The 21441-nt window shown below is 66.3% G+C and carries 22 protein-coding genes; 10 read left to right on the forward strand and 12 right to left on the reverse strand.

Translation table 11 applies throughout. The features are described 5' to 3' along the window. Nucleotides 1-64 precede the first annotated feature (64 nt). On the reverse strand, nucleotides 65-529 hold the full coding sequence (locus ACDI39_RS10980; RefSeq protein ID WP_225788159.1) for an outer membrane lipoprotein: 465 nt from the start codon (nucleotides 527-529) through the stop codon (nucleotides 65-67). A gap of 146 nt (nucleotides 530-675) precedes the next feature. Between ACDI39_RS10980 and ACDI39_RS10985 the strand changes: the two genes are divergently transcribed. Beyond that, nucleotides 676-909 (forward strand): hypothetical protein, encoded by a 234-nt coding sequence (locus ACDI39_RS10985; RefSeq protein ID WP_486538645.1) that lies wholly within the window; start codon nucleotides 676-678, stop codon nucleotides 907-909. Here ACDI39_RS10985 and pdxH read toward each other — a convergent pair. From pdxH to dinG, 5 genes are all read right to left on the reverse strand, one after another. Beyond that, a complete protein-coding gene (pdxH, locus tag ACDI39_RS10990) occupies nucleotides 906-1553 on the reverse strand; it encodes a pyridoxamine 5'-phosphate oxidase (protein WP_225788157.1) in 648 nt (215 codons plus the stop codon). The genes ACDI39_RS10985 and pdxH overlap by 4 nt on opposite strands. A gap of 21 nt (nucleotides 1554-1574) precedes the next feature. Then, nucleotides 1575-2513: an OmpA family protein gene (locus ACDI39_RS10995; protein ID WP_486538647.1), complete on the reverse strand. Its 939-nt coding sequence runs from the start codon at nucleotides 2511-2513 to the stop codon at nucleotides 1575-1577. Between the two features lie 99 nt (nucleotides 2514-2612). Next, a complete protein-coding gene (locus ACDI39_RS11000; RefSeq protein ID WP_253168360.1) occupies nucleotides 2613-3758 on the reverse strand; it encodes a serine hydrolase domain-containing protein in 1146 nt (381 codons plus the stop codon). Nucleotides 3759-3917: 159 nt separating this feature from the next. Beyond that, entirely contained in the window at nucleotides 3918-6155 is a 2238-nt protein-coding gene (locus tag ACDI39_RS11005) for a beta-galactosidase (protein ID WP_225788154.1), read from the reverse strand. 71 nt (nucleotides 6156-6226) lie between these two features. After that, on the reverse strand, nucleotides 6227-8371 hold the full coding sequence (dinG, locus tag ACDI39_RS11010; protein WP_486538650.1) for an ATP-dependent DNA helicase DinG: 2145 nt from the start codon (nucleotides 8369-8371) through the stop codon (nucleotides 6227-6229). Between the two features lie 98 nt (nucleotides 8372-8469). Between dinG and ACDI39_RS11015 the strand changes: the two genes are divergently transcribed. Then, a complete protein-coding gene (locus ACDI39_RS11015; RefSeq protein WP_225788152.1) occupies nucleotides 8470-8934 on the forward strand; it encodes a CopD family protein in 465 nt (154 codons plus the stop codon). Nucleotides 8935-8954: 20 nt separating this feature from the next. Here the strand turns inward: ACDI39_RS11015 and ACDI39_RS11020 are convergent, their stop codons facing one another. From ACDI39_RS11020 to ACDI39_RS11030, 3 genes are all read right to left on the reverse strand, one after another. Continuing rightward, nucleotides 8955-9230, reverse strand: a complete 276-nt coding sequence (locus tag ACDI39_RS11020) for a DUF1145 domain-containing protein (protein ID WP_225788151.1) — start codon at nucleotides 9228-9230, stop codon at nucleotides 8955-8957. Between the two features lie 16 nt (nucleotides 9231-9246). Beyond that, the gene (locus ACDI39_RS11025; RefSeq protein ID WP_225788150.1) at nucleotides 9247-9963 is read right to left on the reverse strand and encodes a PA1041 family peptidoglycan-binding anchor lipoprotein; all 717 of its coding nucleotides are present in this window, start codon (nucleotides 9961-9963) and stop codon (nucleotides 9247-9249) included. A gap of 88 nt (nucleotides 9964-10051) precedes the next feature. Continuing rightward, nucleotides 10052-10744 carry a PA1041 family peptidoglycan-binding anchor lipoprotein gene (locus ACDI39_RS11030; protein ID WP_225788149.1) on the reverse strand — a complete coding sequence of 231 codons (693 nt, stop codon included), beginning with the start codon at nucleotides 10742-10744 and terminating at the stop codon, nucleotides 10052-10054. A 159-nt stretch (nucleotides 10745-10903) separates the two neighbouring features. Between ACDI39_RS11030 and ACDI39_RS11035 the strand changes: the two genes are divergently transcribed. The 6 genes from ACDI39_RS11035 (at nucleotide 10904) to ACDI39_RS11060 (ending at nucleotide 16490) form a co-directional block, all read left to right on the forward strand. Further along, nucleotides 10904-11398, forward strand: coding sequence for a DUF6231 family protein (locus ACDI39_RS11035; RefSeq protein WP_225788148.1), 495 nt, complete (start codon nucleotides 10904-10906; stop codon nucleotides 11396-11398). A gap of 4 nt (nucleotides 11399-11402) precedes the next feature. Then, the gene (locus ACDI39_RS11040; protein ID WP_486538654.1) at nucleotides 11403-11879 is read left to right on the forward strand and encodes a YchJ family protein; all 477 of its coding nucleotides are present in this window, start codon (nucleotides 11403-11405) and stop codon (nucleotides 11877-11879) included. 2 nt (nucleotides 11880-11881) lie between these two features. Next, entirely contained in the window at nucleotides 11882-12358 is a 477-nt protein-coding gene (locus ACDI39_RS11045; protein ID WP_486538656.1) for an LEA/WHy family protein, read from the forward strand. Between the two features lie 7 nt (nucleotides 12359-12365). After that, nucleotides 12366-12563, forward strand: a complete 198-nt coding sequence (locus tag ACDI39_RS11050) for an SEC-C metal-binding domain-containing protein (RefSeq protein ID WP_225788145.1) — start codon at nucleotides 12366-12368, stop codon at nucleotides 12561-12563. A gap of 157 nt (nucleotides 12564-12720) precedes the next feature. Further along, nucleotides 12721-15162: a penicillin acylase family protein gene (locus ACDI39_RS11055; RefSeq protein ID WP_486538659.1), complete on the forward strand. Its 2442-nt coding sequence runs from the start codon at nucleotides 12721-12723 to the stop codon at nucleotides 15160-15162. A gap of 212 nt (nucleotides 15163-15374) precedes the next feature. Further along, nucleotides 15375-16490: a succinylglutamate desuccinylase/aspartoacylase family protein gene (locus ACDI39_RS11060; protein WP_225788143.1), complete on the forward strand. Its 1116-nt coding sequence runs from the start codon at nucleotides 15375-15377 to the stop codon at nucleotides 16488-16490. Nucleotides 16491-16514: 24 nt separating this feature from the next. On the opposite strand, the gene ACDI39_RS11065 is transcribed toward ACDI39_RS11060, so the two are convergent. After that, nucleotides 16515-16745: a hypothetical protein gene (locus tag ACDI39_RS11065; RefSeq protein ID WP_225788142.1), complete on the reverse strand. Its 231-nt coding sequence runs from the start codon at nucleotides 16743-16745 to the stop codon at nucleotides 16515-16517. 97 nt (nucleotides 16746-16842) lie between these two features. Beyond that, nucleotides 16843-17409, reverse strand: a complete 567-nt coding sequence (gene dcd / locus ACDI39_RS11070) for a dCTP deaminase (RefSeq protein ID WP_043213075.1) — start codon at nucleotides 17407-17409, stop codon at nucleotides 16843-16845. 326 nt (nucleotides 17410-17735) lie between these two features. Here dcd and ACDI39_RS11075 point away from each other — a divergent pair, with 326 nt between their 5' ends. Continuing rightward, nucleotides 17736-17948 carry a cold-shock protein gene (locus tag ACDI39_RS11075; RefSeq protein WP_043213073.1) on the forward strand — a complete coding sequence of 71 codons (213 nt, stop codon included), beginning with the start codon at nucleotides 17736-17738 and terminating at the stop codon, nucleotides 17946-17948. 128 nt (nucleotides 17949-18076) lie between these two features. Here the strand turns inward: ACDI39_RS11075 and apbC are convergent, their stop codons facing one another. After that, nucleotides 18077-19171 carry an iron-sulfur cluster carrier protein ApbC gene (gene apbC / locus ACDI39_RS11080; protein WP_253081548.1) on the reverse strand — a complete coding sequence of 365 codons (1095 nt, stop codon included), beginning with the start codon at nucleotides 19169-19171 and terminating at the stop codon, nucleotides 18077-18079. 158 nt (nucleotides 19172-19329) lie between these two features. On the opposite strand from apbC, the gene metG reads away from it, so the two are divergent. Further along, a complete protein-coding gene (metG, locus tag ACDI39_RS11085) occupies nucleotides 19330-21369 on the forward strand; it encodes a methionine--tRNA ligase (protein WP_225788140.1) in 2040 nt (679 codons plus the stop codon). The last annotated feature ends 72 nt before the right edge of the window (nucleotides 21370-21441 follow it).

The following is a 21441-nucleotide window of genomic DNA, read 5'->3' on the forward strand; positions in this document are numbered from 1 at the left end:
GCCTTGCAGGCAAGAAAAAACCCCGACCGGCCTCGCCGTGTCGGGGTTTGTTTTTAGTGCAACTTCAGTGAGTGACGCGGCTGGTACCGTCAACGGTCATGATGCGTACCCGCTCGCCGACGCGGAAGATCTCGTTCTGCTGCACTTCCTGCACATAGGCGCGCATGCTGCCGTCGTCCTCGCGCACAGTGATCTCGACACCCTGGGTGCGGGTCAGGCCTTCCTCGGCGGCAGAACCGGCCAGGCCACCGGCAACGGCACCGATCACCGCAGCCACGATGCTGCCACGGCCCCCCCCCACGGCGCTGCCGGCCACGCCACCGACGATCGCGCCCGCGCCACCGCCGATCGGGGTCTTGGTACCTTCGATCTTCACCGGGCGCAGGGATTCGATAGTGCCCATGCGCACGGTCTGCACGCGACGGGCCTCATCCCGGGAATAGCTGTCGCCCGTCAGGTTCGAGGCACAACCGCCGAGCAGCAGCGACATGGTGGTGAAGCTCGCCACCAGCAAAACGGATTTACGCATGGGATAACTCTCCATAGGTCATGTGTCCATTAGACGCCGTGGATTGACGACTGTCACGGCGCAAAGGTTATAAAATTGTTTTCATTCAGCTCAGGTACAGCCTGCGCCGGCTGTGTTGCGGCTAAACATTCTGACCAAGGATAGCCATGGATTACTTCATCGTCGTGGTCGCGACCGTCGCGGGCCTGTACTTCCATTGGTGGCTGTACGTGCGCATGCGACGCTGGATGGACCGTGACCTGGCGCTGTCGCTGGCCGGCAACGACAAAGCCAAGCGCACCTACATGCTGCAACGCCTCGAGCAGGCGCGGGCGCAGAAGATCAAGCGAAAGGAACTGGCGGCCTGGCTGGAACGCGAAGCCGCCGCCTATCCGGGTTAGGGAGCCAGGCGCTCACGCAGCCACTGGCCATCCACCAGGCGATAGTTCAGGCGATCGTGCAGGCGGCTCGCGCGCCCCTGCCAGAACTCGACGCGCTCGGGCAGCAAGCGATAGCCCCCCCAGTGCTCGGGGCAATGCGGCTGGGTATCGGAAAAACGCGCCTCGGTAGCCTTGACCAGGTTCTCCAACGCCTCGCGGCTGGCAATCACCCGGCTCTGCGGCGACGCCCATGCCCCCAGGCGGCTGCCCAGCGGGCGTACCTGGTAGTAGTCGTCGGACTCCTTGGCCGTGACCTTCTCCACCCGCCCTTCGATACGCACCTGGCGTTCCAATGCCGGCCAGAAGAACGTCATGGCGGCAAAGGGGTTGGCCAGCAGTTGCTGGCCCTTGGCGCTGTCGTAGTTGGTGAAGAAGGTGAAACCGCGCTCATCGAGCCCCTTGAGCAGCAGCACCCGGCAATGCGGCCGGCCTTCGCCGTCGACAGTGGCCAGGGTCATGGCGTTGGCCTCCACCGGTGGCTGCTCGGTCTTCACCGCATCGGCGAACCACTGGTGGAACAGGGCGAACGGCTCACCCGGGGCCTGAGCTTCGGCCAGGCCATCACGGGTGTAGTCGCGGCGCATATCGGCCAGGGATTGGGTCATGACTGCGTTTCCTTAAGACGATCAGTTGCCTTTCTTCGCAGGGCTGTTGGCGGCTACTTTCTTGTTGGTCGAGGCCTTCTTCGCGGTGGTCTTGGCCGCAGGCTTCTTCGCCACGGTCTTGGCCGGGGCCTTCGCCGCAGGCTTGCTGGCGGCGGCCTTGGCTGCCGGCGCCTTGGCGTCCTGGACTGCAACCATGGAGGCTGCGGCCGGTGCCGGGGCGGCCTGCTGGTACCTGGCCAGCAGCGCCACCATGGTGTTCTGCGGAGTCAGCAGCATTTCCACCCGACGGTTCAGCTTCCGGCCCTCGACACTGTCGTTGGCCGCACGCGGCATGTCCGAACCCATGCCCTTGAGCATCAGGCGATCACGCTCCAGGCCGCTGAGACGGAAGATCGCCGACACCGACGCGGCACGTTCCAGGCTGAGCTTCTGGTTCGCCGCGGCGGCACCGCTGCTGTCGGCGTGACCCAGAATCAGCACGGCGCTCTTCGTATCGGCCTCGGCCAGCTTGGCCACGCGGGTGATCGGGCCCAGGGTCATCGGCAGCAGCATGTTCGGGCGATCCGGGTTGTAGGAGCCATCCACCGGGATGGTCACCGCCAGCACATCGTCGCGGCGCTCCAGCTCGAACTTGCTGCCCTTGATCGCCTCGCGCACCTTGGGCTCGTACTCGTCCAGCCAGGCCTGGGTGGCCTTCTCGTCGATCTTCGGCACCGCCGGGCCCTTGGCCTGCTGTTCTGCGCCGCCGAAGGGCCACCACCAGCGGCTGCCGCTCTCGGACTTGGCCTCGGCCTTGGCCACCTTCTCGGTCACAGCCTCCTTCACTTCCTGCTCGGCCACTTTGTCCGAGCCGAATGGCCACCAGCTGTGGCTCGTGTCGTTCGAGGCAGTCTGCGGGTGCTGGGCGCAACCGGTGGCGGCCAGGCACAGGGCAAGTGCTAAGGTTTTATGTGAAGACATCAGCGATACACCATGAAATTGAAAGAGATTTTGCCCGCGCACACCAGGCGTTGGCATTGAGGATAGTCAAAGGATCCGGGCAATACCCGCACAACCCGATCAAAGGCACGTGCCAAGGGCGCGCACCAGTTTCTGTGCCCTGGGGTCCATGAGCACATAGGGGCCAAGGGTATTGGTGACGAAACCGAAGGCGACATCGTGCTCGGGATCGGCGAAGCCGACCGAGCCACCGGCGCCGGGATGGCCGAAGGCTTTCGCGCCCAGGCCAAAGGTGGCGTTGGCCACGTCGGGCTGGTCGAGCATGCAGCCCAGGCCGAAGCGGGTCTGGGTCAGCAGGGTACGGTCCTGGCCGAGGCTGTGTTCACGGGTCAGCTCGTCGAGCAGCTCCGACTCCAACAGGCTGCCGTCGAGCAGGCCGGCATAGAAGCCCGCCAGGCTGCGGGCGTTGCCGTGGCCGTTGGCCGCAGGCTGTTGCATGCGCCGCCATTCGGGCTTGTTGGTGCTGGTGAGGATCGCCGGTGGGTTGGTGAAGGCGCGGGTCGACAGTGCCTCCGGCTCACGCAGTGTCACCTGCAGCAGCCGCTGGGCCGCGGCGTCGCCGGGGTTGCCCTTGCCACGGGCGATGTGCGCCACGCGGTGGAACTCCTCGTCCGCCAGGCCCACATGAAAATCCAGGCCCAGCGGCCGTGCGGTGCGGGCGACGATCGACTCACCCGGGCCACGCCCATCGGCGCGGCGAATCAGCTCGCCGACCAGCCAGCCGTAGGTGATGGCAGCGTAGCCGTGCTCGCTGCCTGGCACCCACCAGGGCGCCTCGGCGGCCAGGGCATCGACCATGGCCTGCCAATCGTACAGGGCCTCGGCCGGCAGCAGCTCGCGGATGGCTGGCAAGCCGGCGCGGTGGCTGAGCAGTTGACGCAAGGTCACGCCGTCCTTGCCGGCCTGGGCGAACTCCGGCCAGTAGCGCGCCACCGGGGTATCCAGGGCCAGCTTGCCCTCGCCCACCAATTGCAACGCGGTGACGGCGGTGAAGGTCTTGGTGCAGGAGAACAGGTTGGCGATGGTGTCGCTGTGCCAGGCTTCCTGGCCATCCCTGTCGGCGCTACCGGCCCACAGGTCGACGACCGTTTCGCCACCGACCTGGATGCACAGCGCCGCACCACGCTCCTGGGGATCTTCGAACAACGCGGCGAAGGCATCGCGCACCGCCTCGAACTTCAGCTCATAGTGACCCTGGATCTGCACCCGCCTGTTCTCCGTCGACTCGTCTTACAAAAGGATGCATTGTTTCAGTAGTTGACGGATTTGCAAACAACCTGTGGCTGGGTGGTCGCCTGTGCTGTCGGGATTCGAGGCTTGCGCTGCCTGTACCGCCGCGAATGGGCCGGTACGGGCAACGAAAAATCAGGGAGCCGGCTTTTCCAGGATCCTGCCCAGCTCGTCCATCAACTGCAGATTGCTCCTGCGTACCGCCTTGACGAAGCCTGGGTACGGCACGTCGGTAATGGCCACCAGCCCCAGATGGCCGTTCTCGCCATCGAGCAGTCGCCCGCTGGCCGGCTGGTCCAGGTACTGGAACCAGTGCGCGCCGACGATCATCGGCTGGGCCAGCGCCGCCTTGAGGAAATTGCCATAGGCAGGCCCCCGGTCCTCTTCGCGGGCGACCTCCAGCGGCCCCGGCCAGAACGGCCCACGGTCGCGGGAGCCGAACTGGAATTCCGAGACCAGCACCGGCTTGTCCAGCTCGGCCAGCTGGGCGAAGTCGTAGCCGTCCTCGGGCTTGAGGGTATAGAAATTGAAGCTCAGGACATCGCAGAACTCGGCGCAGGCCTTGACCGCCTCCGGGGTGCTCACGGCATAGCGTCCCCCCAGCAGCAGGTGGTTCGGGGCATGCCACTGCAGCGAGTCGGCGATGGTCTTGAAGTAGGTCTCGGCGAACACCAGCTGGAAATGCTGGTAGTCGCGCTCGATCTCCGGGTGCTCGGGGCTGGGCAGCGGCGCCTCGAAGCCGGGGTCCTCCAGCAGCTCCCAGCCCTGCAGGTCGATACCCCAGGCCTTGGACAGCCCCTCCTCGTTGCGGTACTTGTCGCGCAACTGCTTGAGGAAGGCGCGCTTGGCCGGCACGTCGGTGGTCAGGCGCAGGGTGCCGTAGGCCAGGCCATAGCGGGCCTTGGGGTCGTCCCCGGGCGCGGCCCAGGCCAGCTCGTTGTCGGCGAAATAGCCGATCAGCCAAGGGTCGTTGCGATGATCGCGGGCGGCGATGGCCACCGCACGTTCAGTGGCCATGGCGAAGCGTGGATCGAACGGGTCGGGCATGCGTCCCCACCAATCCATGCCCGTGCTGATGCTGGCGTAATCGCCGACGATCGACAGCGGCAAGGTATAGGGCACCCGCTTGGCCTGCCCCAAGGCCGGGTCGCTCCAGTTGCCCAGGGTATTGAATCCCCAGGCCAGCAGACGGTCGAGGGCATGGGCCTGCCAACGCGGTGCATCCACCGCCGGCGCTGGGCAAACCTCGGCCGTCTGCCCCTCGAGTACCTCCGGGCAAGGCTCGCCATAGGTACGCTGCAGGTTGGCGGCATAGAAATCGAACCAGCGCCCCTGCTTGAAGTTGCGCCCTTGCGACGACGGATTGCCGTCGTCGTTGTTGCCTTCGCCATAGAACGCCGCCAGGGGCTCGCCCTCGCCCGGCAAGGCCTGGAACTGGGTCTGGCGGCCGGCCACGTAGGTGCGCCCGCCGTCGCTGGCCACGGCATTGACGCCAAGGGAGTAGAACGGGTGGCCTTCCGGCGTCACCAGGAACCAACGACCATCACGCTTCTCGGTACGAAAGAAGCCCTTGGCCTCGAACACCGGCCCCGCCAACAGGCCGCCGTAGATGTCCAGGCGCTGCTTGCCACGCTCGGCGAGCCAGCCTTGCAGTTGCTGCCGTTCGCGGCGCTCGGCGGCCTTGAGCTGCTGGTCGTTGATGATCTTCTCTGGCCAGCGCCCTCGGGTGGACTGGCCATAGGCGTCGATCAGCCCTTCGTAGGCCGCCTTGAACGCCAGGTCATCGTCCTGGATGCCGACCTTCTCGATCAACAGGCTCTGCGCTACCCGGGGGTTGGGGATACTGAGGCTGACGGAAACGACCTGCCCCAGGTCGACCTCCCCCTCACTGCTGGCCAGCAGCAGGCGCTGGCCCTCATGGACCCAGGGCATCGGAGGGCCGGCGCGCATGCCCTGGCTCAGCGGCGAACGGGCCTTGAGTGGCACCATCACGGTCTGCGCGGGCCCTGCGGGCAGGTCGACACGGCTGGTCAGGGTACGGCCATCGCTGCTCTGCACCGTCACGTCCACGGTCAGGGCCCAATCCATGGCGCTCTGCAGGCGCAGCGTCAGGGCCTGGCCGGCAGACCAGTCCCAGGCGCCGCTCTGCGGGCTCAAGCGCAAGGTCGGCCGCGCCACCGGGTTGAACACCACGCGCCGCAGTACCTCGCCCTCGGCTGTCTGCTCCGCGTTGTACTGCGGCAGGTCGGCATCGGTGGTGGTCACGGTGACCACGGAGGCCGGGCGCACGAAGCTGAACAACGTCTGCTGCCCGGCCAGCAGCGGCGAGCTGAACAGCAGGGCGAACACGGCAGGCAGGGTACGGCGGATCATGGGGCGGTCGTTCTCCTCTCGATGGGTGACGACAGAGGTGGACGGAGGACCGGCGCATCATGCTCCGGCCGTCAGGAAATCTCCCGCCGGAACGGCGGCAGGGCGTTGAGGATAGCCTTGCCATAGCGCTGGGTGACCAGGCGCCGATCCAGCAAGGTGATGACGCCACGGTCCTGCTCGGTACGCAGCAGGCGACCGCAAGCCTGGATCAGGCGCAGCGAGGCATCGGGCACGGCGATCTCCATGAATGGATTGCCGCCGCGGGCCTCGATCCATTCGGCCAGCGCCGCCTCGACCGGGTCGTCCGGTACGGCGAAGGGAATCTTGGCGATCACCACGTGCTCGCAGTAGGCGCCGGGCAGGTCGACCCCCTCGGCGAAGCTGGCCAGGCCGAACAGCACGCTGTGCTGGCCATCGTCGACCCGCGCCTTGTGCTTGTTGAGGGTTTCCTGCTTGGACAGGTTGCCCTGGATCAGCACCAACTTGCGCCAGTCGCGGTCCAGGCCGTCGAACACATCCTGCATCTGCTTGCGCGAGGAGAACAGCACCAGCGCGCCACGGGCGTCCTCGAGCATGTCGGGCAACGCGCGGATGATCGCCGCGGTGTGCCCGGGTACATCGCGCGGATCGGCGCCCAGGTCCGGAACCCGCAGCAGGCCGGCATCGCCATGGTGGAACGGGCTGGGCACCACGCAGGTGACCGCGTCGCGGGGCAGGCCCGAACGCATGCGGAAGCGGTCGAACTTGCCCAGGGCGGTCAGGGTGGCCGAGGTCACCAAGGCGCCATGGGCGACGTTCCACAGGCTGCGGCGCAGCATCTCGGCAGCGAGGATGGGGCTTGCGTTGACCTCGATGTCGAACAGCGCGCCGCTCTCGGCCAGGGTCAGCCAACGCGCCATCGGCGGGCTGTCCTGCGGGTCTTCGGCGGTGAAGGCGGTCCACAGTTCCCAGTTGCCCTGGGCGCGGGTCACCAGGCTGCCGAACAGGGGGTACCACTCCTCGGCCTGGTGGCTGGCGATACCGATGTTGGTCTCGCCGTCCATGCCGTCCTTGAGCAAGTCGGCCAGGCGGGTGAACAGGTCGTTGAGACGGGCGAAGCCTTTCTTCAGCTCGATGCCCACCTCGCGGATCTGCTCCGGCACCACGCCGCCCTCGAAGCGGTAGCGTGGCCGCTCGCGGCCTTCCATGTCCTCGCCGGGGCGGAAGTCGGCCACCTGCTCGCACAGCGTGAACATGAACTGCTGCTGGGTACGGATCTCCCGCGCCAGCTCCGGCACCTGCTCGATCAACTTGCCCAGGTCGCCTGGCAAGGGGTGCTGGGCCAGCAGCTTGGTGAGGTTCTTGGCGGTCTGCTCCAGCCAGTCGGCGGTGGAGCGCAGGCGCGAATAGTGGGCGAAATGGCCGATGGCCTTGTCCGGCAGGTGATGGCCTTCGTCGAACACATAGATGGTGTCGCGCGGGTCGGGCAGCACGGCGCCGCCGCCCAGGGCCAGGTCGGCCAGGACCATGTCGTGGTTGGTGACGATCACGTCGACCTTGCCCATGCCCTCGCGGGCCTTGTAGAACACGCACTGCTGGAAGTTCGGGCAGTGGCGGCCGGTGCACTGGCTGTGGTCGGTGGTCAGCCGCGCCCAGTCCTGGTCCTCCAGGGCCTCGGGCCAACTGTCGCGGTCACCGTCCCAGCGGTTGCCGGCGAGCTTCTCGATCATGCTGTTGAACAGCTTCTGGCTCTTCTCGTCGACCTCGATGCGAAAGCCCTCCTCCTCGAACAGCTGGGCGGTGGCCGACTGGGCATGGCCCTCCTGCAGCAGCACGTCGAGCTTGGACAGGCACAGGTAGCGGCCGCGCCCCTTGGCCAGGGCGAAGCTGAAGTTCAGGCCGCTGCTGCGCATCAGGTCGGGCAGGTCCTTGAAGACGATCTGCTCCTGCAGGGCGACGGTCGCGGTGGCGATCACCAGGCGCTTGCCGGCGGCCTTGGCGGCGGGGATCGCGGCCAGGCTGTAGGCGACCGTCTTGCCGGTACCGGTACCGGCCTCCACCGCCACCACGGCGGGCTCGCCGGCGCGGCGGCCTTCGTCGTCGCAGGCGATGTCGCCGAGGACCTTGGCCACTTCGGCGATCATCAGGCGCTGGCCGTAGCGTGGGCGCAGGCTCTTGGCTTCGAGAAAACGCGTGTAGGCGCCCTGGATGGTGGCTTTGAGTTCGTTGCTGATCATGATCTGGGGGCGCCCGCAGGGCTGGATATATTTTCAGTGTTTCGCATGGGCCGGCTATCATACCCCGCTATTGCCCTTTATGCCGCATGGAGATCCGGATGCTCGCCTTTGCCCTGCCCTACACCCTGCATGTCCTGGCCGCCCTGGTTTGGGTCGGCGGCATGTTCTTCGCCTGGCTGGTGCTGCGCCCGGCAACGGTCGCGGCCCTGGAGGGGCCGGCACGGTTGCGGCTGTGGGTGGAAGTTTTCCGACGGTTCTTCAGATGGGTCTGGCTGGCGGTAGCGATCCTGGCGATCAGCGGCATCGGCATGTTGCATATGCGCTTCGCCGGCTTCGAGACGGCACCGCGCTACATCCAGGTGATGATCGGCGGGGGGATCGCCATGTTCGCGCTGTTCCTGCGGATCCAGGCGCTGCTGCTGCCGGAGCTGCGCGCGGCGGTGCAGGCCGAGGATTGGGCGGCAGGTGCCGGGGTGCTGGGGCGGATACGACGGATGGTGGGGATCAACCTGCTGCTGGGGCTGCTGGTGGTGGCGGTGGCCAGTTCGCGGCTGCTGGTTTGAGCCACCTCGGCAGCCTCGATCTACGCCTTGCGCGGCACCTCCAGCGGCTTGGGAATGGACATGACGTGAAAGATGCCGGTCAGCAGGATCTGCAGGCGGTCGAACCAGCGATGGCTGCGCCCGCGCAGGCTGCCATTGAAGAACAGCACCTCCAGGAAATGCAGCCCCAGCAGGGCGATGCCCGCGGCATTGATCAACAGGTTGAATGGCAACGGCTGGGGTATGAACAGGTTCACCAGCACCACCCACCAGAACACCACCGTCAAGGCCTTGCCCAGCCCCAGGATGAATTTCATGTTCCCTCCCTGCTAGTCAGTCGAGGTGCAGTTCCACCCGGCGGTTGTGCGCGCGGCCTTCGTCGGTGCCGTTTTCGGCCACCGGTTCGCTTTCGCCACGCCCTTGGCTGGTCACCTTGTTCGGCGCCACCCCCTGGCTGATGAGAAATTCAGCGACGCTGCTGGCGCGACGCTCGGACAGCCCCTGGTTGTAGCCATCGGTGCCGACACTGTCGGTGTGGCCGATGACCCTGATGCTGGCCACACGGGGGTCATTGAGCGTGGGTAGCAAGGCCAGCAGGCGTTCCCTGGCACCCGCCGTCAACTCGGCCGAGTCGAAGGCGAACAACACCTGCCCCTGGTCGTCGAGAGTGATCACCTCGGGGACTGGCGCCTCGGCCTTGGGCGTGGAGGGTGGGTATTGCGGCAATGGGCAGCCCATGTGGTCGACCGCGGTACCGGCCGGGGTATCGGGGCAACGGTCACGACGGTCGAAGACGCCATCGCCATCTTCGTCGCCATCCTGGGCGTAGCAGATCAAGCCACCGGCGATGGCGCCAGCGACGCCGGCACCGGCGGCCCAACTGGAACTCTCGATGGCGCCCAGGCCACCGCCGACCAACCCGCCGAGCAGGCTGCACAGGGGCCAGTTCCGTTGATTGAGGGGCGCACTACCATCGCTGTGGGTGGCGCAACCGGTAAGCAGGCTGGAGGCCACCAGCAGTGGCAGTGCCGCCTTCGACAAAACACTCATGATGAATGCTCCTGTGTCACCGGCCCGAACCGGTCATTCAGGAGTAAAGACGCGCCCGCGCCACTTCTCAAGGCGCGGGCGCCTGCCGTCAACGCTCGATCTTGATCTCGGTGCGACGGTTCATGGCACGGCCATCGGCGGTGGCGTTGTCCGCGACCGGCTGGGTTTCGCCTGCGCCCACCACCGAGACGAAGCTGCTGCGTGGCACGCCGCTGTCGACCAGGTAGTCGGTGACCGAGTGGGCACGGCGCTCGGACAGTTTCTGGTTGTAGCTGTCGGAGCCGACGCTGTCGGTATGCCCGGTGACGCTCAGGCGGGCGCTCGGCGCTTCCTGCTTCAGGCGAGTGGCGATGGTGTCTAGCCGGGTCTTGTCGGCGGCGGTCAGGCGTGCGGAGTCGAATTCGAAGTGCACGTCACGGATGACGATGACTTCCTCTTTCTCCACCACCACCTCTTCCACCACGGCGACCGGCTCCGGCGGGCAGCCATTGGCATCGACCTGCACGCCACGCGGCGTGCCAGGGCACTTGTCGCGGCTGTCCGGCACGCCATCGCCATCTTCGTCGCCATCGCCATGGGCCCAGCAGTAGCCCGCCGCCAGGCCACCGCCGAGCAGCGCGCCCCATCCGGCCCAGCTGGAGCTCTCGATGGCGCCGAGGGCCGCGCCGCTCACACCCCCGACGGCAGCACACTTCGGCCAGTCGGTTTTTTGCAAACCTGCACAACCAGTTAACACACTGGTGAGCAGAACCAGGGGTATCGCTGTGCGTACTATGCTCATTTCGTTGCTTCTCCTAGGGGGAATCGGCATAAGACCGATCCTTGGGAGTAAAGACCGCGCATTACCTCTCTGCCAGCAATAAGCCACGACGCGGCCGCTCGCCCCTTTGCCCGCGCGCGCCGGCCCGTTAGTCTTGAGCGACCTGAACGAGGATTGGCAATGACCGACGGTTTTTCCCAACGCACGCCGCAGCAGGCGCTGGCCGCCCTGCTCGAGCGCTTCACGCCCCAGCGCCTGCTGCTGGTCGGCAGCCGTTTTCCGGCCCTGGACGCCTTTGCCGAGGCCCACCCCGGCACTTGCATCGAGGTCGCCGCGCCAGGCCCGCTGCCGGCCCCGCTGGCTGCCCAGCGCTTCGACCTGGCGGTGCTGGTCGACTGCCTCGAACACCTGCCCCGGCGCGCCGGCCTGGAACTGCTGGGTGGCATCCGCAATCTCAATGCCAGCAGGGTCGCGGTGCTGGCAGACCTGGCCGCCTGTGGCTGGCAGGATACCGACTTCTTCGCCCTGGCCCTGTCGGCCAGCGAGAAGTTTCGCCGCGACGAGCAGGTGCTGAGCCTGTTCACCTATGATCTACATGACTACAAGCAGGTCCCCGACTGGCTCAACGCCAAGTTCTGGGCCAACCCTGAAAACTTCGGCAAGTACTGGTGGTGATCCGATGAGTGTCTCGGTCTGCCCGTGTGGCAGTGGCAACCTGCTCGACGCCTGCTGCGGGCATTACCATGCCGGTACCCCGGCCCCGGATGCCCAGGCGCTGATGCGCTCGCGCTACAGCGCCTATGTGCTGGGCCTGGTCGACTACCTGGTGGCCACCACCCTGCCGGCCCAGCAGTCCGGCCTGGACTGCGCCGCCATGGCCGCCTGGAGTGCCGGCAGCACCTGGCTGGGCCTGGAGGTGGAGAGCGCCGAGGTGCTCGGTGGTCAGCCTGAACATGCCTTCGTCACCTTCACCGCGCGCTGGCACGACCAGGAAGGCGACCACCAGCACCGCGAGCGGTCGGCCTTCGTCCAGCACGACGGGCGCTGGTACTTCATCGACCCGACCGTGGGGCTGAAGGCCGGACGCAACGACCCCTGCCCCTGCGCCAGCGGGCAGAAGTTCAAGAAGTGCTGCGCCAGTTACATCGGTAGCTGAACATGATCGCCCTGGCCCGCCTGCTCGTCTTCAGCTTCGTGCTGACGCTGCTGGCAGGTTGCGCCGGCTGGGGCGGCAGCGACTGGCGCCAGCCCGAGGTGCACCTGGTCAAGGTCGAGACGGTCAAGGCCCGGCTGCACCAGCAGGAATTCGTCCTGCACCTGCGCGTCGACAACCCCAACGACAACCGCCTGTTCATCCGCAACCTGGCCTACTCGGTGCGGCTCAACGACCTGCTGCTGGTCGAGGACCAGGCCAGCCTCTGGCGCAGCGTCGGCGGCCATGCCCGGCGGACCTTCAAGATCACCGCACGGACCAACCTGTGGCGGCAGCTCAAGCCCCTGGCCAAGCTGCTGCGCAGCGAGCAGCCATTGCACTACCGGCTGCAGGGCGAACTGAATACCGGCTTGCTCATTCGCCGGGACCTGCACTTGTCGCGCAGTGGTGAGATAATCCCCGGCGATCTTCAACCGGAGTAACCCTGCAATGACCCAGCAACCCCATGTCCATGGCCCCGACTGCAACCACGGTCACGACCACCACCACGATCATGGCCATGTGCACGGCCCGCACTGCAACCACGGCCACCAGGAGCCGGTCCGCAATGCCCTGAAGGATGTCGGGCGCAACGATCCTTGCCCGTGTGGCAGCCAGAAGAAATTCAAGAAGTGCCACGGGGCTTGAGGCTCTCTTGAGCGGCGAGCTGCAAGTTGCAAGCGACAAGAAAGCGTGGGCCGTGCACTCTGCTGCTTTTTCTTCCAGCTTGTAGCTTGCAGCTTGCCGCTTTCCCCGGCAATTTAGCGCCTTTCGAACCCCCGCCACGCCCCGCAGGAGCCTTGTCATGGCCGCCCCCGTTCTTCCGCCCTTCCGTCCCCGCTTCGGCGGCACCGCCGTGCTGCTTGGCCTGCTCGGCCTTGGTGGCTGTCAGTTGGGTGGCTACCAGGACAGCGTGCCGCCGAGCAGTGGCGTACAACCGCTCAAGGGCCTGGCGCAGAACGTCTCGGTGCGGCGCAACGCCATGGGCGCGCCGCTGATCGAAAGCAGCAACTTCCACGACGCGCTGTTCAGCCTCGGCTATGTGCATGCCGGCGACCGCATCGGCCAGATGCTCGCCATGCGCCTGCTGGCCCAGGGCCGCCTGGCCGAGCTGGCGGGGCCAGAGGCACTGGACATCGACCGGCTGATGCGCGCCGCCAATCTCAAGCAGGGCGCCGGCCAGCTGTATGCCGACGCCTCGCCGCGCCTGCAACGCTTCTTCGAGGTCTATGCCCGCGGCGTCAATGCCTACCTGTTCCGCTACCGCGACAAGCTGCCGGCCGACATCGCCCGCAGCGGCTACCGCCCGGAATACTGGAAACCCGAAGACTCGGCGCTGATCTTCAGCCTCTATGCCTTCAGCCAGTCGGTGAACCTGCAGGAAGAACTGGCCGCCCTGACCCTGGCCCAGCAGGCCGGCAGCGACAAGCTGGCCTGGCTGCTGCCCGGCGCCCCGGACGAACCGCTGGCCGAAGCCGAGATCGACAAGCTCAAGGGCCTGGACCTCACCCGCCAACTGCCGGGCCTGGCATCGTTGGCGGCGGCCGGGCAGACGCTCGCCGACCTCGGCCTGCTTGGCAGCCCCGGATCGGCCAACCTGGCCCTGGGGCCTCAGCGCAGCCGCAGCGGCAAGAGCCTGCTGGCCAGCGACAGCCAGGCCACCTGGGCCCTGAGCCCAGTGCAGATCCACACCACCAAGTACCAGGTCGCCGGCCTGTCGCTGCCTGGCCTGCCCATCGTACTGACCGGTTACAACGGCAAGCTGGCCTGGAGCGGTAGCGCGGTGATGGCCGACAACCAGGACCTGTACCTGGAGCAACTGCGCCGCCAGGGCAACCAGTTGAACTACCTGGCCGACGGCAAGTGGCTGCCCGCCCGGGCGCGCAACGAGACCTTCTTCGTCCGCGGCCAGCGCCCCCAGCGCGAGGTGATGTACGAGACCCGCCACGGCACCCTGCTCGGCCAGCCGGGCAATGCTGGCCTGGGCCTGGCGCTGCACCTGCCCCTCGCCAAGGGCGACCGCAGCCTCGACGCGCTGTTCGACCTGACCCGTGCCCAGACGGTGGAGCGCGCCTTCGACAGCACCCGCGAAGTCGGCGCCGTGGCCCTCAACTTTGTCTTCGCCGAGCCACAACACATCGGCTGGCAGGTCAGCGGCCGCTATCCCAACCGTCGCGAAGGCCAAGGCCTGCTGCCCTCCCCAGGCTGGGACGGGCGCTACGACTGGGACGGTTTTGCCGACCCGATGCTCCACCCCTACGACCAGGACCCGCCCGCAGGCTGGATCGGCCATGCCAATCAGCGCAGCCTGCCACGCGGCTACGGTATGCAGTTGTCCAACACCTGGTACTACCCCGAGCGCGCCGAGCGCCTGGCCCAGCTGGCCGAAAACGGCCGCCACGACAGCCGCAGCCTGGCGGCGCTGCAGAACGACCAGGTCAGCCTGCTGGCCGACAAGCTCAAGCAGATGTTCGAGGCCCCCGGCATGGCCCAGCCGCTCGAACAGGCCATCGCTGCCCTGCCCGCCGACCAGCGCGAAAAGGCCCGCGATACCCTGGCCCGGCTCAAGGCGTTCGACGGCCGCCTGAGCCCGGTGTCGGCAGATGCCGCGCTGTACGAGCTGTTCCTCCAAGAAGTGGCCCGGCAGACCTTCCTCGACGATCTCGGCCCGGAGTCCAGCCCGGCGTGGCAGGCTTTCGTCAGCAACGCCCGGCTTTCCTACTCGGCCCAGGCCGATCACTTGCTGGGCCGCGAGGACAGCCCGTTCTGGGACGATCGCGCCACCCCACAGAAGGAAGACAAGCCCGGCATACTCGCGCGCAGCCTGGCGGCGGCGGTGGATGCCGGCATCGCCCAATTGGGGGCCGATCGCCGTACCTGGCAATGGGGCAAGCTGCATCAGTACCGCTGGCCGGCGCCGGCCTACCATGGCCTGGGCGATGCCATCCGTCGCTCGCCACAGGCCGCCGGTGGCGACTTCAGCACCCTGGCGCTCACCCCTTATGCCTGGGGCAGCAGCTTCGACACCCAACTGCCGGCCTCGGCACGCATGATCGTCGACTTCGGCCAGGCTGAACCGCTGCAGGTGCTGACCAGCAGCGGCCAGTCCGGCAACCCGGCCAGCCGGCACCACACCGACGGGCTGGATGCCTGGTTCCAGGGGCGTTTCATGAGCCTGCCGCTGCAGCCACAGCACTTCGCCCGCGCCTATGGCACCCAGCGCCTGACCCTGGTGCCCGGCCGTTGACCGGGGCCGCTTCGCCCCCCATCGCCGGCAAGCCCCACTGGATGCGAGTCGACCATACATGATGCGGTTTGCCGGCGAATGGGCCGGATGAACCGGCAACGCCAGTTCCAGCACCACGCCCGCGAGGAGTAGGCGCAAGGCCCGAAGTTATGCTTCTATCCTTCTAGCCAAGCCCATGCCGCAGACCATTGTCGTCACCAGTCAGGACCACCATGCACCATTCGACCCACGACCTGCTGTCTCCCGTCCCGGGTATCGCCCGCCAGCTCCACAGCTTCCACTTCGGCCCGCGCGGTGGCGGCAAGGTATACATCCAGGCCTCGCTACACGCCGATGAACTGCCCGGCATGCTGGTGGCCTGGCACCTGAAGCGGCGCCTGGCCGAACTGGAACAGCAAGGGCGCCTGCAGCAGGAAATCATCCTGGTGCCGGTGGCCAATCCGGTGGGCCTGGAGCAGGTGCTGCTGGACGCCCCCCTGGGACGCTTCGAACTGCAGAGCGGCGAGAACTTCAACCGCAACTTCGTCGACCTTTCGGACAGCATCGGCGACCAGATCGAAGGCCACCTGACCCAGGACCCGGCGCACAACCTGGCGCTGATCCGCGAGTACCTGCGCCGTGGCCTGGATGCCCACCCGGCACGCACGCCGCTGCAATCCCAGCGCCTGACCCTGCAACGCCTGGCCTGCGACGCCGACATGGTGCTGGACCTGCACTGCGACTTCGAAGCGGTCGAACACCTGTACACCACGCCAGAGGCCTGGCCACAGGTCGAGCCCCTGGCGCGCTACCTCGGCGCCCAGGCCAGCCTGCTGGCCACCGACTCCGGCGGCCAGTCGTTCGACGAATGCTTCAGCCTAGTCTGGTGGCAGCTGCAACAGCGCTTTGGCAAACGCTTCCCGATCCCTTTGGGCAGCTTCTCGGTGACCATCGAATTGCGCGGCCAGGCGGATGTGAACCACACGCTGGCGAGCCAGGACTGCCAGGCGATACTGGATTTCCTGACCCATGCCGGGGTGATCGAAGGGCAGGCAGCACCGCTACCGCCCCTGGCTCACCCGGCCACGCCGTTGGCGGCCGTGGAGCCGGTCACGGCGCCACTGGGCGGGCTGCTGGTGTTCCATGCCAGCCCAGGCCAGTACCTGCAGGCCGGGCAACTGGTCGCCGAGGTCATCGACCCGCTCAGCGACCGGGTGACGGCCGTGCACAATACCCAGCCCGGCCTGCTCTATGCCCGTAGCGTACGGCGCATGGCCACGGCGGGGATGGTCATCGCCCACGTCGCGGGGCAACAGCTCTGCCGCAGCGGCTACCTGCTGGCCAACTGAGCCTCGCCCAGGCAGCCGTGGCCGTCAGGCCACGGGGGACGGTGGCGGCTCGTCGGGCAGGGTCGGTTCACCCGGCTCCATGGGTGGGGCTTCGCCGGGTTCCGGCGGTTGCGGTGTATCGGGATCGGGCTGGTGGGGTACGCCACCGGCCTGTACCGGCGTAGGGGGATGCGCAAGCAGCGACCATGCCAGCAACCCGATCTGGTTGGGCTGGAGGACGGCCAGCTTCGCGCTGATGGCAGGATGGAGTTTCATCGGCAGCTCCTGGCGAGAGCCGGCGCACGTCATGCGCGCCGGGGCGGTTCTACCATTGGAGTGCCGGGCGCGCGCGGAATTCCACGCGCTCGTCGGCTCAGGTGCGCGGCAGGGTGACGCCGCGTTGGCCCTGGTACTTGCCGCCACGGTCCTTGTAGGACACTTCGCACTCTTCATCGGACTCGAGGAAGAGCATCTGCGCCACGCCCTCGTTGGCATAGATCTTCGCCGGCAGGGTCGTGGTGTTGGAGAACTCCAGGGTCACATGGCCCTCCCACTCCGGCTCCAGCGGGGTGACGTTGACGATGATGCCGCAGCGCGCATAGGTGCTCTTGCCCAGGCAGATGGTCAGCACGTTGCGCGGGATGCGGAAGTACTCGACGGTACGGGCCAGGGCGAAGGAGTTCGGCGGGATGATGCAGACGTCGCTCTTGACGTCGACGAAGCTGCCGGCATCGAAGTTCTTCGGGTCGACGGTGGCCGAGTTGATGTTGGTGAATACCTTGAATTCGTCGGCGCAACGTACATCGTAGCCGTAGCTGGAGACGCCGAAGGAGATCACCCGGCTGTCCTCGCCGCCGCGCACCTGGCGCTCGACGAACGGCTCGATCATGCCGTGTTCCTGCGCCATGCGGCGAATCCACTTGTCCGATTTGATGCTCATGGCGGGGGTGTCCTGAGAGTGCAAGGTGAAAAACGAGACGCGCATCTTACCGGTCCCGGCGCCTGGGTTAAAGTTCCACGCCCTATCCCGCGTCGGACGGGGCTTGTACAGGCCACTGATCCGAATTTCGCCAAAGCGCTTCTTGGCCATTGGCAGGTCGCGGAAAGTGGGTTAAGGTGACGCCACTGTGCTGCACGTGACACCGAGAATCTCTGTTTGATGCACGATTCCCATCGGCCCATCGCTGAATTTTCCGCTCTCTTTGCACTCAGTCCCGGCCAGGGCGTTTCCTGTGCCGCAACCAACTTTGTCCAAGGAGACAGACCATGTCCAACCGCCAATCCGGTACCGTCAAGTGGTTCAACGATGAGAAGGGCTACGGCTTCATCACCCCTCAGTCGGGTGACGACCTGTTCGTACACTTCAAGGCCATCCAGGCTGACGGCTTCAAAACCCTGAAAGAAGGCCAAGCTGTTACTTTCGTCGCTACCCGCGGCCAGAAAGGCATGCAGGCTGAAGAAGTTCGCATCGAAGGCTAATCCTTCTTTACGCGCTTCAAAAAAACCCGCCAATTGGCGGGTTTTTTTGTGCCTGCAATCTGTAGCGATGGGCCGCAAAGCGGCCCCAATGGCAGCAGAACCGGCACCGGGGCGCTCCCACGAAGGCGTCAATCCTCGCTGATGGTGATGCTCGGCATCGCCGGCGCCGCCGCTTCCTGCAGCACGATCCGCGCTCCCACCTGGCGGGCGAGCTCCTGGTAGACCATGGCGATCTGGCTCTGCGGCTCGGCGATGGCGGTAGGCTTGCCGCTGTCGGCCTGCTCGCGGATCAGCATCGACAACGGCAGCGAGGCCAGCAGGTCGACGCCGTACTGCGCCGCCAGCTTCTCGCCGCCCCCTTCGCCGAACAGGTGCTCGGCATGGCCGCAATTGGAGCAGATGTGCACGGCCATGTTCTCCACCACGCCCAGCACCGGGATGTTGACCTTGCGGAACATCTCCACGCCCTTCTTGGCATCCAGCAAAGCCAGGTCCTGCGGCGTGGTGACGATCACCGAGCCGGCCACCGGCACCTTCTGCGCCAGGGTCAGCTGGATATCGCCGGTGCCCGGCGGCATGTCGATGACCAAGTAGTCCAGGTCATCCCAGGCGGTCTGGGTCACCAGTTGCAGCAGGGCGCCGGACACCATCGGGCCACGCCAGACCATCGGTGTGTTGTCGTCGGTGAGGAAGGCCATGGACATGACTTCCACCCCATGGGCCTGGATCGGCACGAACCACTTCTGCTCGCGCACCTGTGGGCGCGTACCTTCGGGGATGCCGAACATCACCCCCTGGCTCGGACCATAGATGTCGGCATCGAGGATACCCACCCGGGCACCTTCGCGGGCCAGGGCCAGGGCCAGGTTGGCGGCGGTGGTCGACTTGCCCACCCCACCCTTGCCCGAGGCCACGGCGATGATGTTCTTCACGTTGGCCATCGCCGGTACCTGGGCCTGGGCCTTGTGCGCGGCGATCACGCAGTCGATCGACACCTGCGCGGCACTGACCCCCTCGAGGTTCTCGATGGCCGTGCCCAGCACCTGCGCCCAACCGTTCTTGAACAACCCGGCGGCATAGCCCAACTGCAGTTGCACCTTGACCTGCCCGCCCTGGATATCGATGGTGCGCACGCAGCCGGCGCTGACCGGATCCTGGTTCAGGTAGGGGTCGGTGTACTGGCGAAGCACGCCTTCGACGGCGGCACGTGTGACGGCACTCATGGAGACTCCCATTGGCAATTCGAATGTGGAACAGGCACCTATGCTAACCCGTCAGTCGTCAACAGATGCGTCCTTGGGGTGAAATATATTCGTCGGCGCTTTATAGTGGCCGATCATCCTTGTTCTTCACCCGTAGCCGATTAAGTAGCCGAGCCACCATGTCCGAGCCACGTCAGATTCTCGTCACCAGCGCCCTGCCCTATGCCAATGGTTCCATCCACCTTGGCCATATGCTCGAGTACATCCAGACGGACATGTGGGTTCGCTTCCAGAAGCTGCGTGGCAACCAGTGCATCTATGTCTGCGCCGACGACGCCCACGGCTCGGCCATCATGCTGCGCGCCGAGAAGGAAGGCATCACCCCTGAACAGCTGATCGCCAATGTCCAGGCCGAGCACAGCGGCGACTTCGCCGACTTCCTGGTCGACTTCGACAATTTCCATTCGACCCACTCCGAGGAAAACCGCGAGCTGTCGAGCCTGATCTATACCCGCCTGCGCGATGCCGGGCACATCGCCACCCGCTCGGTGACCCAGTATTTCGACCCCGAGAAAGGCATGTTCCTGGCCGACCGCTTCATCAAGGGCACCTGCCCCAAGTGCGCGGCCGAGGACCAGTACGGCGACAACTGCGAGAAATGCGGCGCCACCTACGCGCCCACCGAGCTGAAGAACCCCAAGTCGGCGATCTCCGGCGCCACCCCGGAGCTGCGTGACTCCCAGCACTTCTTCTTCAAGCTGCCGGACTTCCAGGCCATGCTGCAGCAGTGGACCCGCAGCGGCACCCTGCAGGAAGCAGTATCGAACAAGCTCGCCGAGTGGCTGGACTCCGGGCTGCAGGAATGGGACATCTCCCGCGATGCGCCGTACTTCGGCTTCGAGATCCCCGATGAGCCGGGCAAGTACTTCTACGTCTGGCTGGATGCGCCGATCGGCTACATGGCCAGCTTCAAGAACCTCTGCGCGCGCCGCCCGGAGCTGGACTTCGATGCGTTCTGGAAAGAAGACTCCACGGCCGAGCTGTACCACTTCATCGGCAAGGACATCGTCAACTTCCATGCCCTGTTCTGGCCGGCCATGCTCGAAGGCTCGGGCTTGCGCAAGCCGACCGGCATCAACGTGCACGGCTATCTGACCGTCAACGGCGCCAAGATGTCCAAGTCGCGCGGCACCTTCATCAAGGCGCGCACCTACCTGGACCACCTGGCCCCGGAATACCTGCGCTACTACTATGCCTCCAAGCTGGGCCGCGGCGTCGACGACCTCGACCTGAACCTGGACGACTTCGTGCAGAAGGTCAATTCCGACCTGGTCGGCAAGGTGGTCAACATCGCCAGCCGCTGCGCAGGCTTCATCCACAAGGGCAACGACGGCGTACTGGTTGCCGGTGACGCCGCGCCCGAGTTGAGCGAGGCGTTCCTCAATGCCGCCCCCTCGATCGCCGAGGCCTACGAAGGCCGTGACTTCGCCCGCGCCATGCGCGAGATCATGGCCCTGGCCGACCGCGCCAACGCCTGGATCGCCGACAAGGCGCCCTGGGCCCTGGCCAAGCAGGAAGGCAAGCAGGACGAGGTCCAGGCCATCTGTGCCCAGGGCATCAACCTGTTCCGCCACCTGGTGATCTTCCTCAAGCCGGTGCTGCCGGTGCTGGCTGCCGATGCCGAAGCCTTCCTCAACGTCGCCCCGCTGACCTGGAACGATCACCTGTCGCGCCTGGAAAACCACAAGCTCAACCCGTTCAAGGCGCTGATGAGCCGCATCGAGCCAGCCAAGGTCGAAGCCATGGTCGCCGCCAGCAAGGAAGACCTGGCCGCCACCCAACCGGCAGCTCCGGCCGGCAATGGCGAACTGGCCAAGGATCCGCTGTCGGCCGAGATCGAGTTCGACACCTTCGCCGCGGTCGACCTGCGCGTGGCACTGATCGTCAAGGCCGAGGCCGTGGAAGGTGCCGACAAGCTGCTGCGCCTGACCTTGGACATCGGTGACGAGCGCCGCAACGTGTTCTCCGGCATCAAGTCGGCCTACCCCGACCCCGCCAAGCTGGAGGGTCGCCTGACCATGATGGTGGCCAACCTCAAGCCACGGAAGATGCGTTTCGGCGTCTCCGAAGGCATGGTCATGGCGGCCGGCCCTGGCGGCGAGGAAATCTACCTGCTCAGCCCCGACAGCGGCGCCAAGCCGGGCCAGCGCATCAAGTAGGCAGCACGGCCCCGGTGGGGCCTGGCTTGCCGGCTCCCACAAGAAAAGCGCCGCCCCCGGGGCTTGTGCAAT

The sequence above is a fragment of the Pseudomonas sp. Tun-23181 genome (genome assembly GCF_057415455.1).

Excerpts from the sequence above, each read along its gene's own strand:
- ACDI39_RS10980 (WP_225788159.1), bottom strand. The coding sequence starts at position 529 with ATGCGTAAATCCGTTTTGCTGGTGGCGAGCTTCACCACCATGTCGCTG.
- ACDI39_RS10985 (WP_486538645.1), top strand. The coding sequence starts at position 676 with ATGGATTACTTCATCGTCGTGGTCGCGACCGTCGCGGGCCTGTACTTC.
- pdxH (WP_225788157.1), bottom strand. The coding sequence starts at position 1,553 with ATGACCCAATCCCTGGCCGATATGCGCCGCGACTACACCCGTGATGGC.
- ACDI39_RS10995 (WP_486538647.1), bottom strand. The coding sequence starts at position 2,513 with ATGTCTTCACATAAAACCTTAGCACTTGCCCTGTGCCTGGCCGCCACC.
- ACDI39_RS11005 (WP_225788154.1), bottom strand. The coding sequence starts at position 6,155 with ATGATCCGCCGTACCCTGCCTGCCGTGTTCGCCCTGCTGTTCAGCTCG.
- dinG (WP_486538650.1), bottom strand. The coding sequence starts at position 8,371 with ATGATCAGCAACGAACTCAAAGCCACCATCCAGGGCGCCTACACGCGT.
- ACDI39_RS11015 (WP_225788152.1), top strand. The coding sequence starts at position 8,470 with ATGCTCGCCTTTGCCCTGCCCTACACCCTGCATGTCCTGGCCGCCCTG.
- ACDI39_RS11020 (WP_225788151.1), bottom strand. The coding sequence starts at position 9,230 with ATGAAATTCATCCTGGGGCTGGGCAAGGCCTTGACGGTGGTGTTCTGG.
- ACDI39_RS11025 (WP_225788150.1), bottom strand. The coding sequence starts at position 9,963 with ATGAGTGTTTTGTCGAAGGCGGCACTGCCACTGCTGGTGGCCTCCAGC.
- ACDI39_RS11030 (WP_225788149.1), bottom strand. The coding sequence starts at position 10,744 with ATGAGCATAGTACGCACAGCGATACCCCTGGTTCTGCTCACCAGTGTG.
- ACDI39_RS11035 (WP_225788148.1), top strand. The coding sequence starts at position 10,904 with ATGACCGACGGTTTTTCCCAACGCACGCCGCAGCAGGCGCTGGCCGCC.
- ACDI39_RS11040 (WP_486538654.1), top strand. The coding sequence starts at position 11,403 with ATGAGTGTCTCGGTCTGCCCGTGTGGCAGTGGCAACCTGCTCGACGCC.
- ACDI39_RS11045 (WP_486538656.1), top strand. The coding sequence starts at position 11,882 with ATGATCGCCCTGGCCCGCCTGCTCGTCTTCAGCTTCGTGCTGACGCTG.
- ACDI39_RS11050 (WP_225788145.1), top strand. The coding sequence starts at position 12,366 with ATGACCCAGCAACCCCATGTCCATGGCCCCGACTGCAACCACGGTCAC.
- ACDI39_RS11055 (WP_486538659.1), top strand. The coding sequence starts at position 12,721 with ATGGCCGCCCCCGTTCTTCCGCCCTTCCGTCCCCGCTTCGGCGGCACC.
- ACDI39_RS11060 (WP_225788143.1), top strand. The coding sequence starts at position 15,375 with ATGCACCATTCGACCCACGACCTGCTGTCTCCCGTCCCGGGTATCGCC.
- ACDI39_RS11065 (WP_225788142.1), bottom strand. The coding sequence starts at position 16,745 with ATGAAACTCCATCCTGCCATCAGCGCGAAGCTGGCCGTCCTCCAGCCC.
- dcd (WP_043213075.1), bottom strand. The coding sequence starts at position 17,409 with ATGAGCATCAAATCGGACAAGTGGATTCGCCGCATGGCGCAGGAACAC.
- ACDI39_RS11075 (WP_043213073.1), top strand. The coding sequence starts at position 17,736 with ATGTCCAACCGCCAATCCGGTACCGTCAAGTGGTTCAACGATGAGAAG.
- apbC (WP_253081548.1), bottom strand. The coding sequence starts at position 19,171 with ATGAGTGCCGTCACACGTGCCGCCGTCGAAGGCGTGCTTCGCCAGTAC.
- metG (WP_225788140.1), top strand. The coding sequence starts at position 19,330 with ATGTCCGAGCCACGTCAGATTCTCGTCACCAGCGCCCTGCCCTATGCC.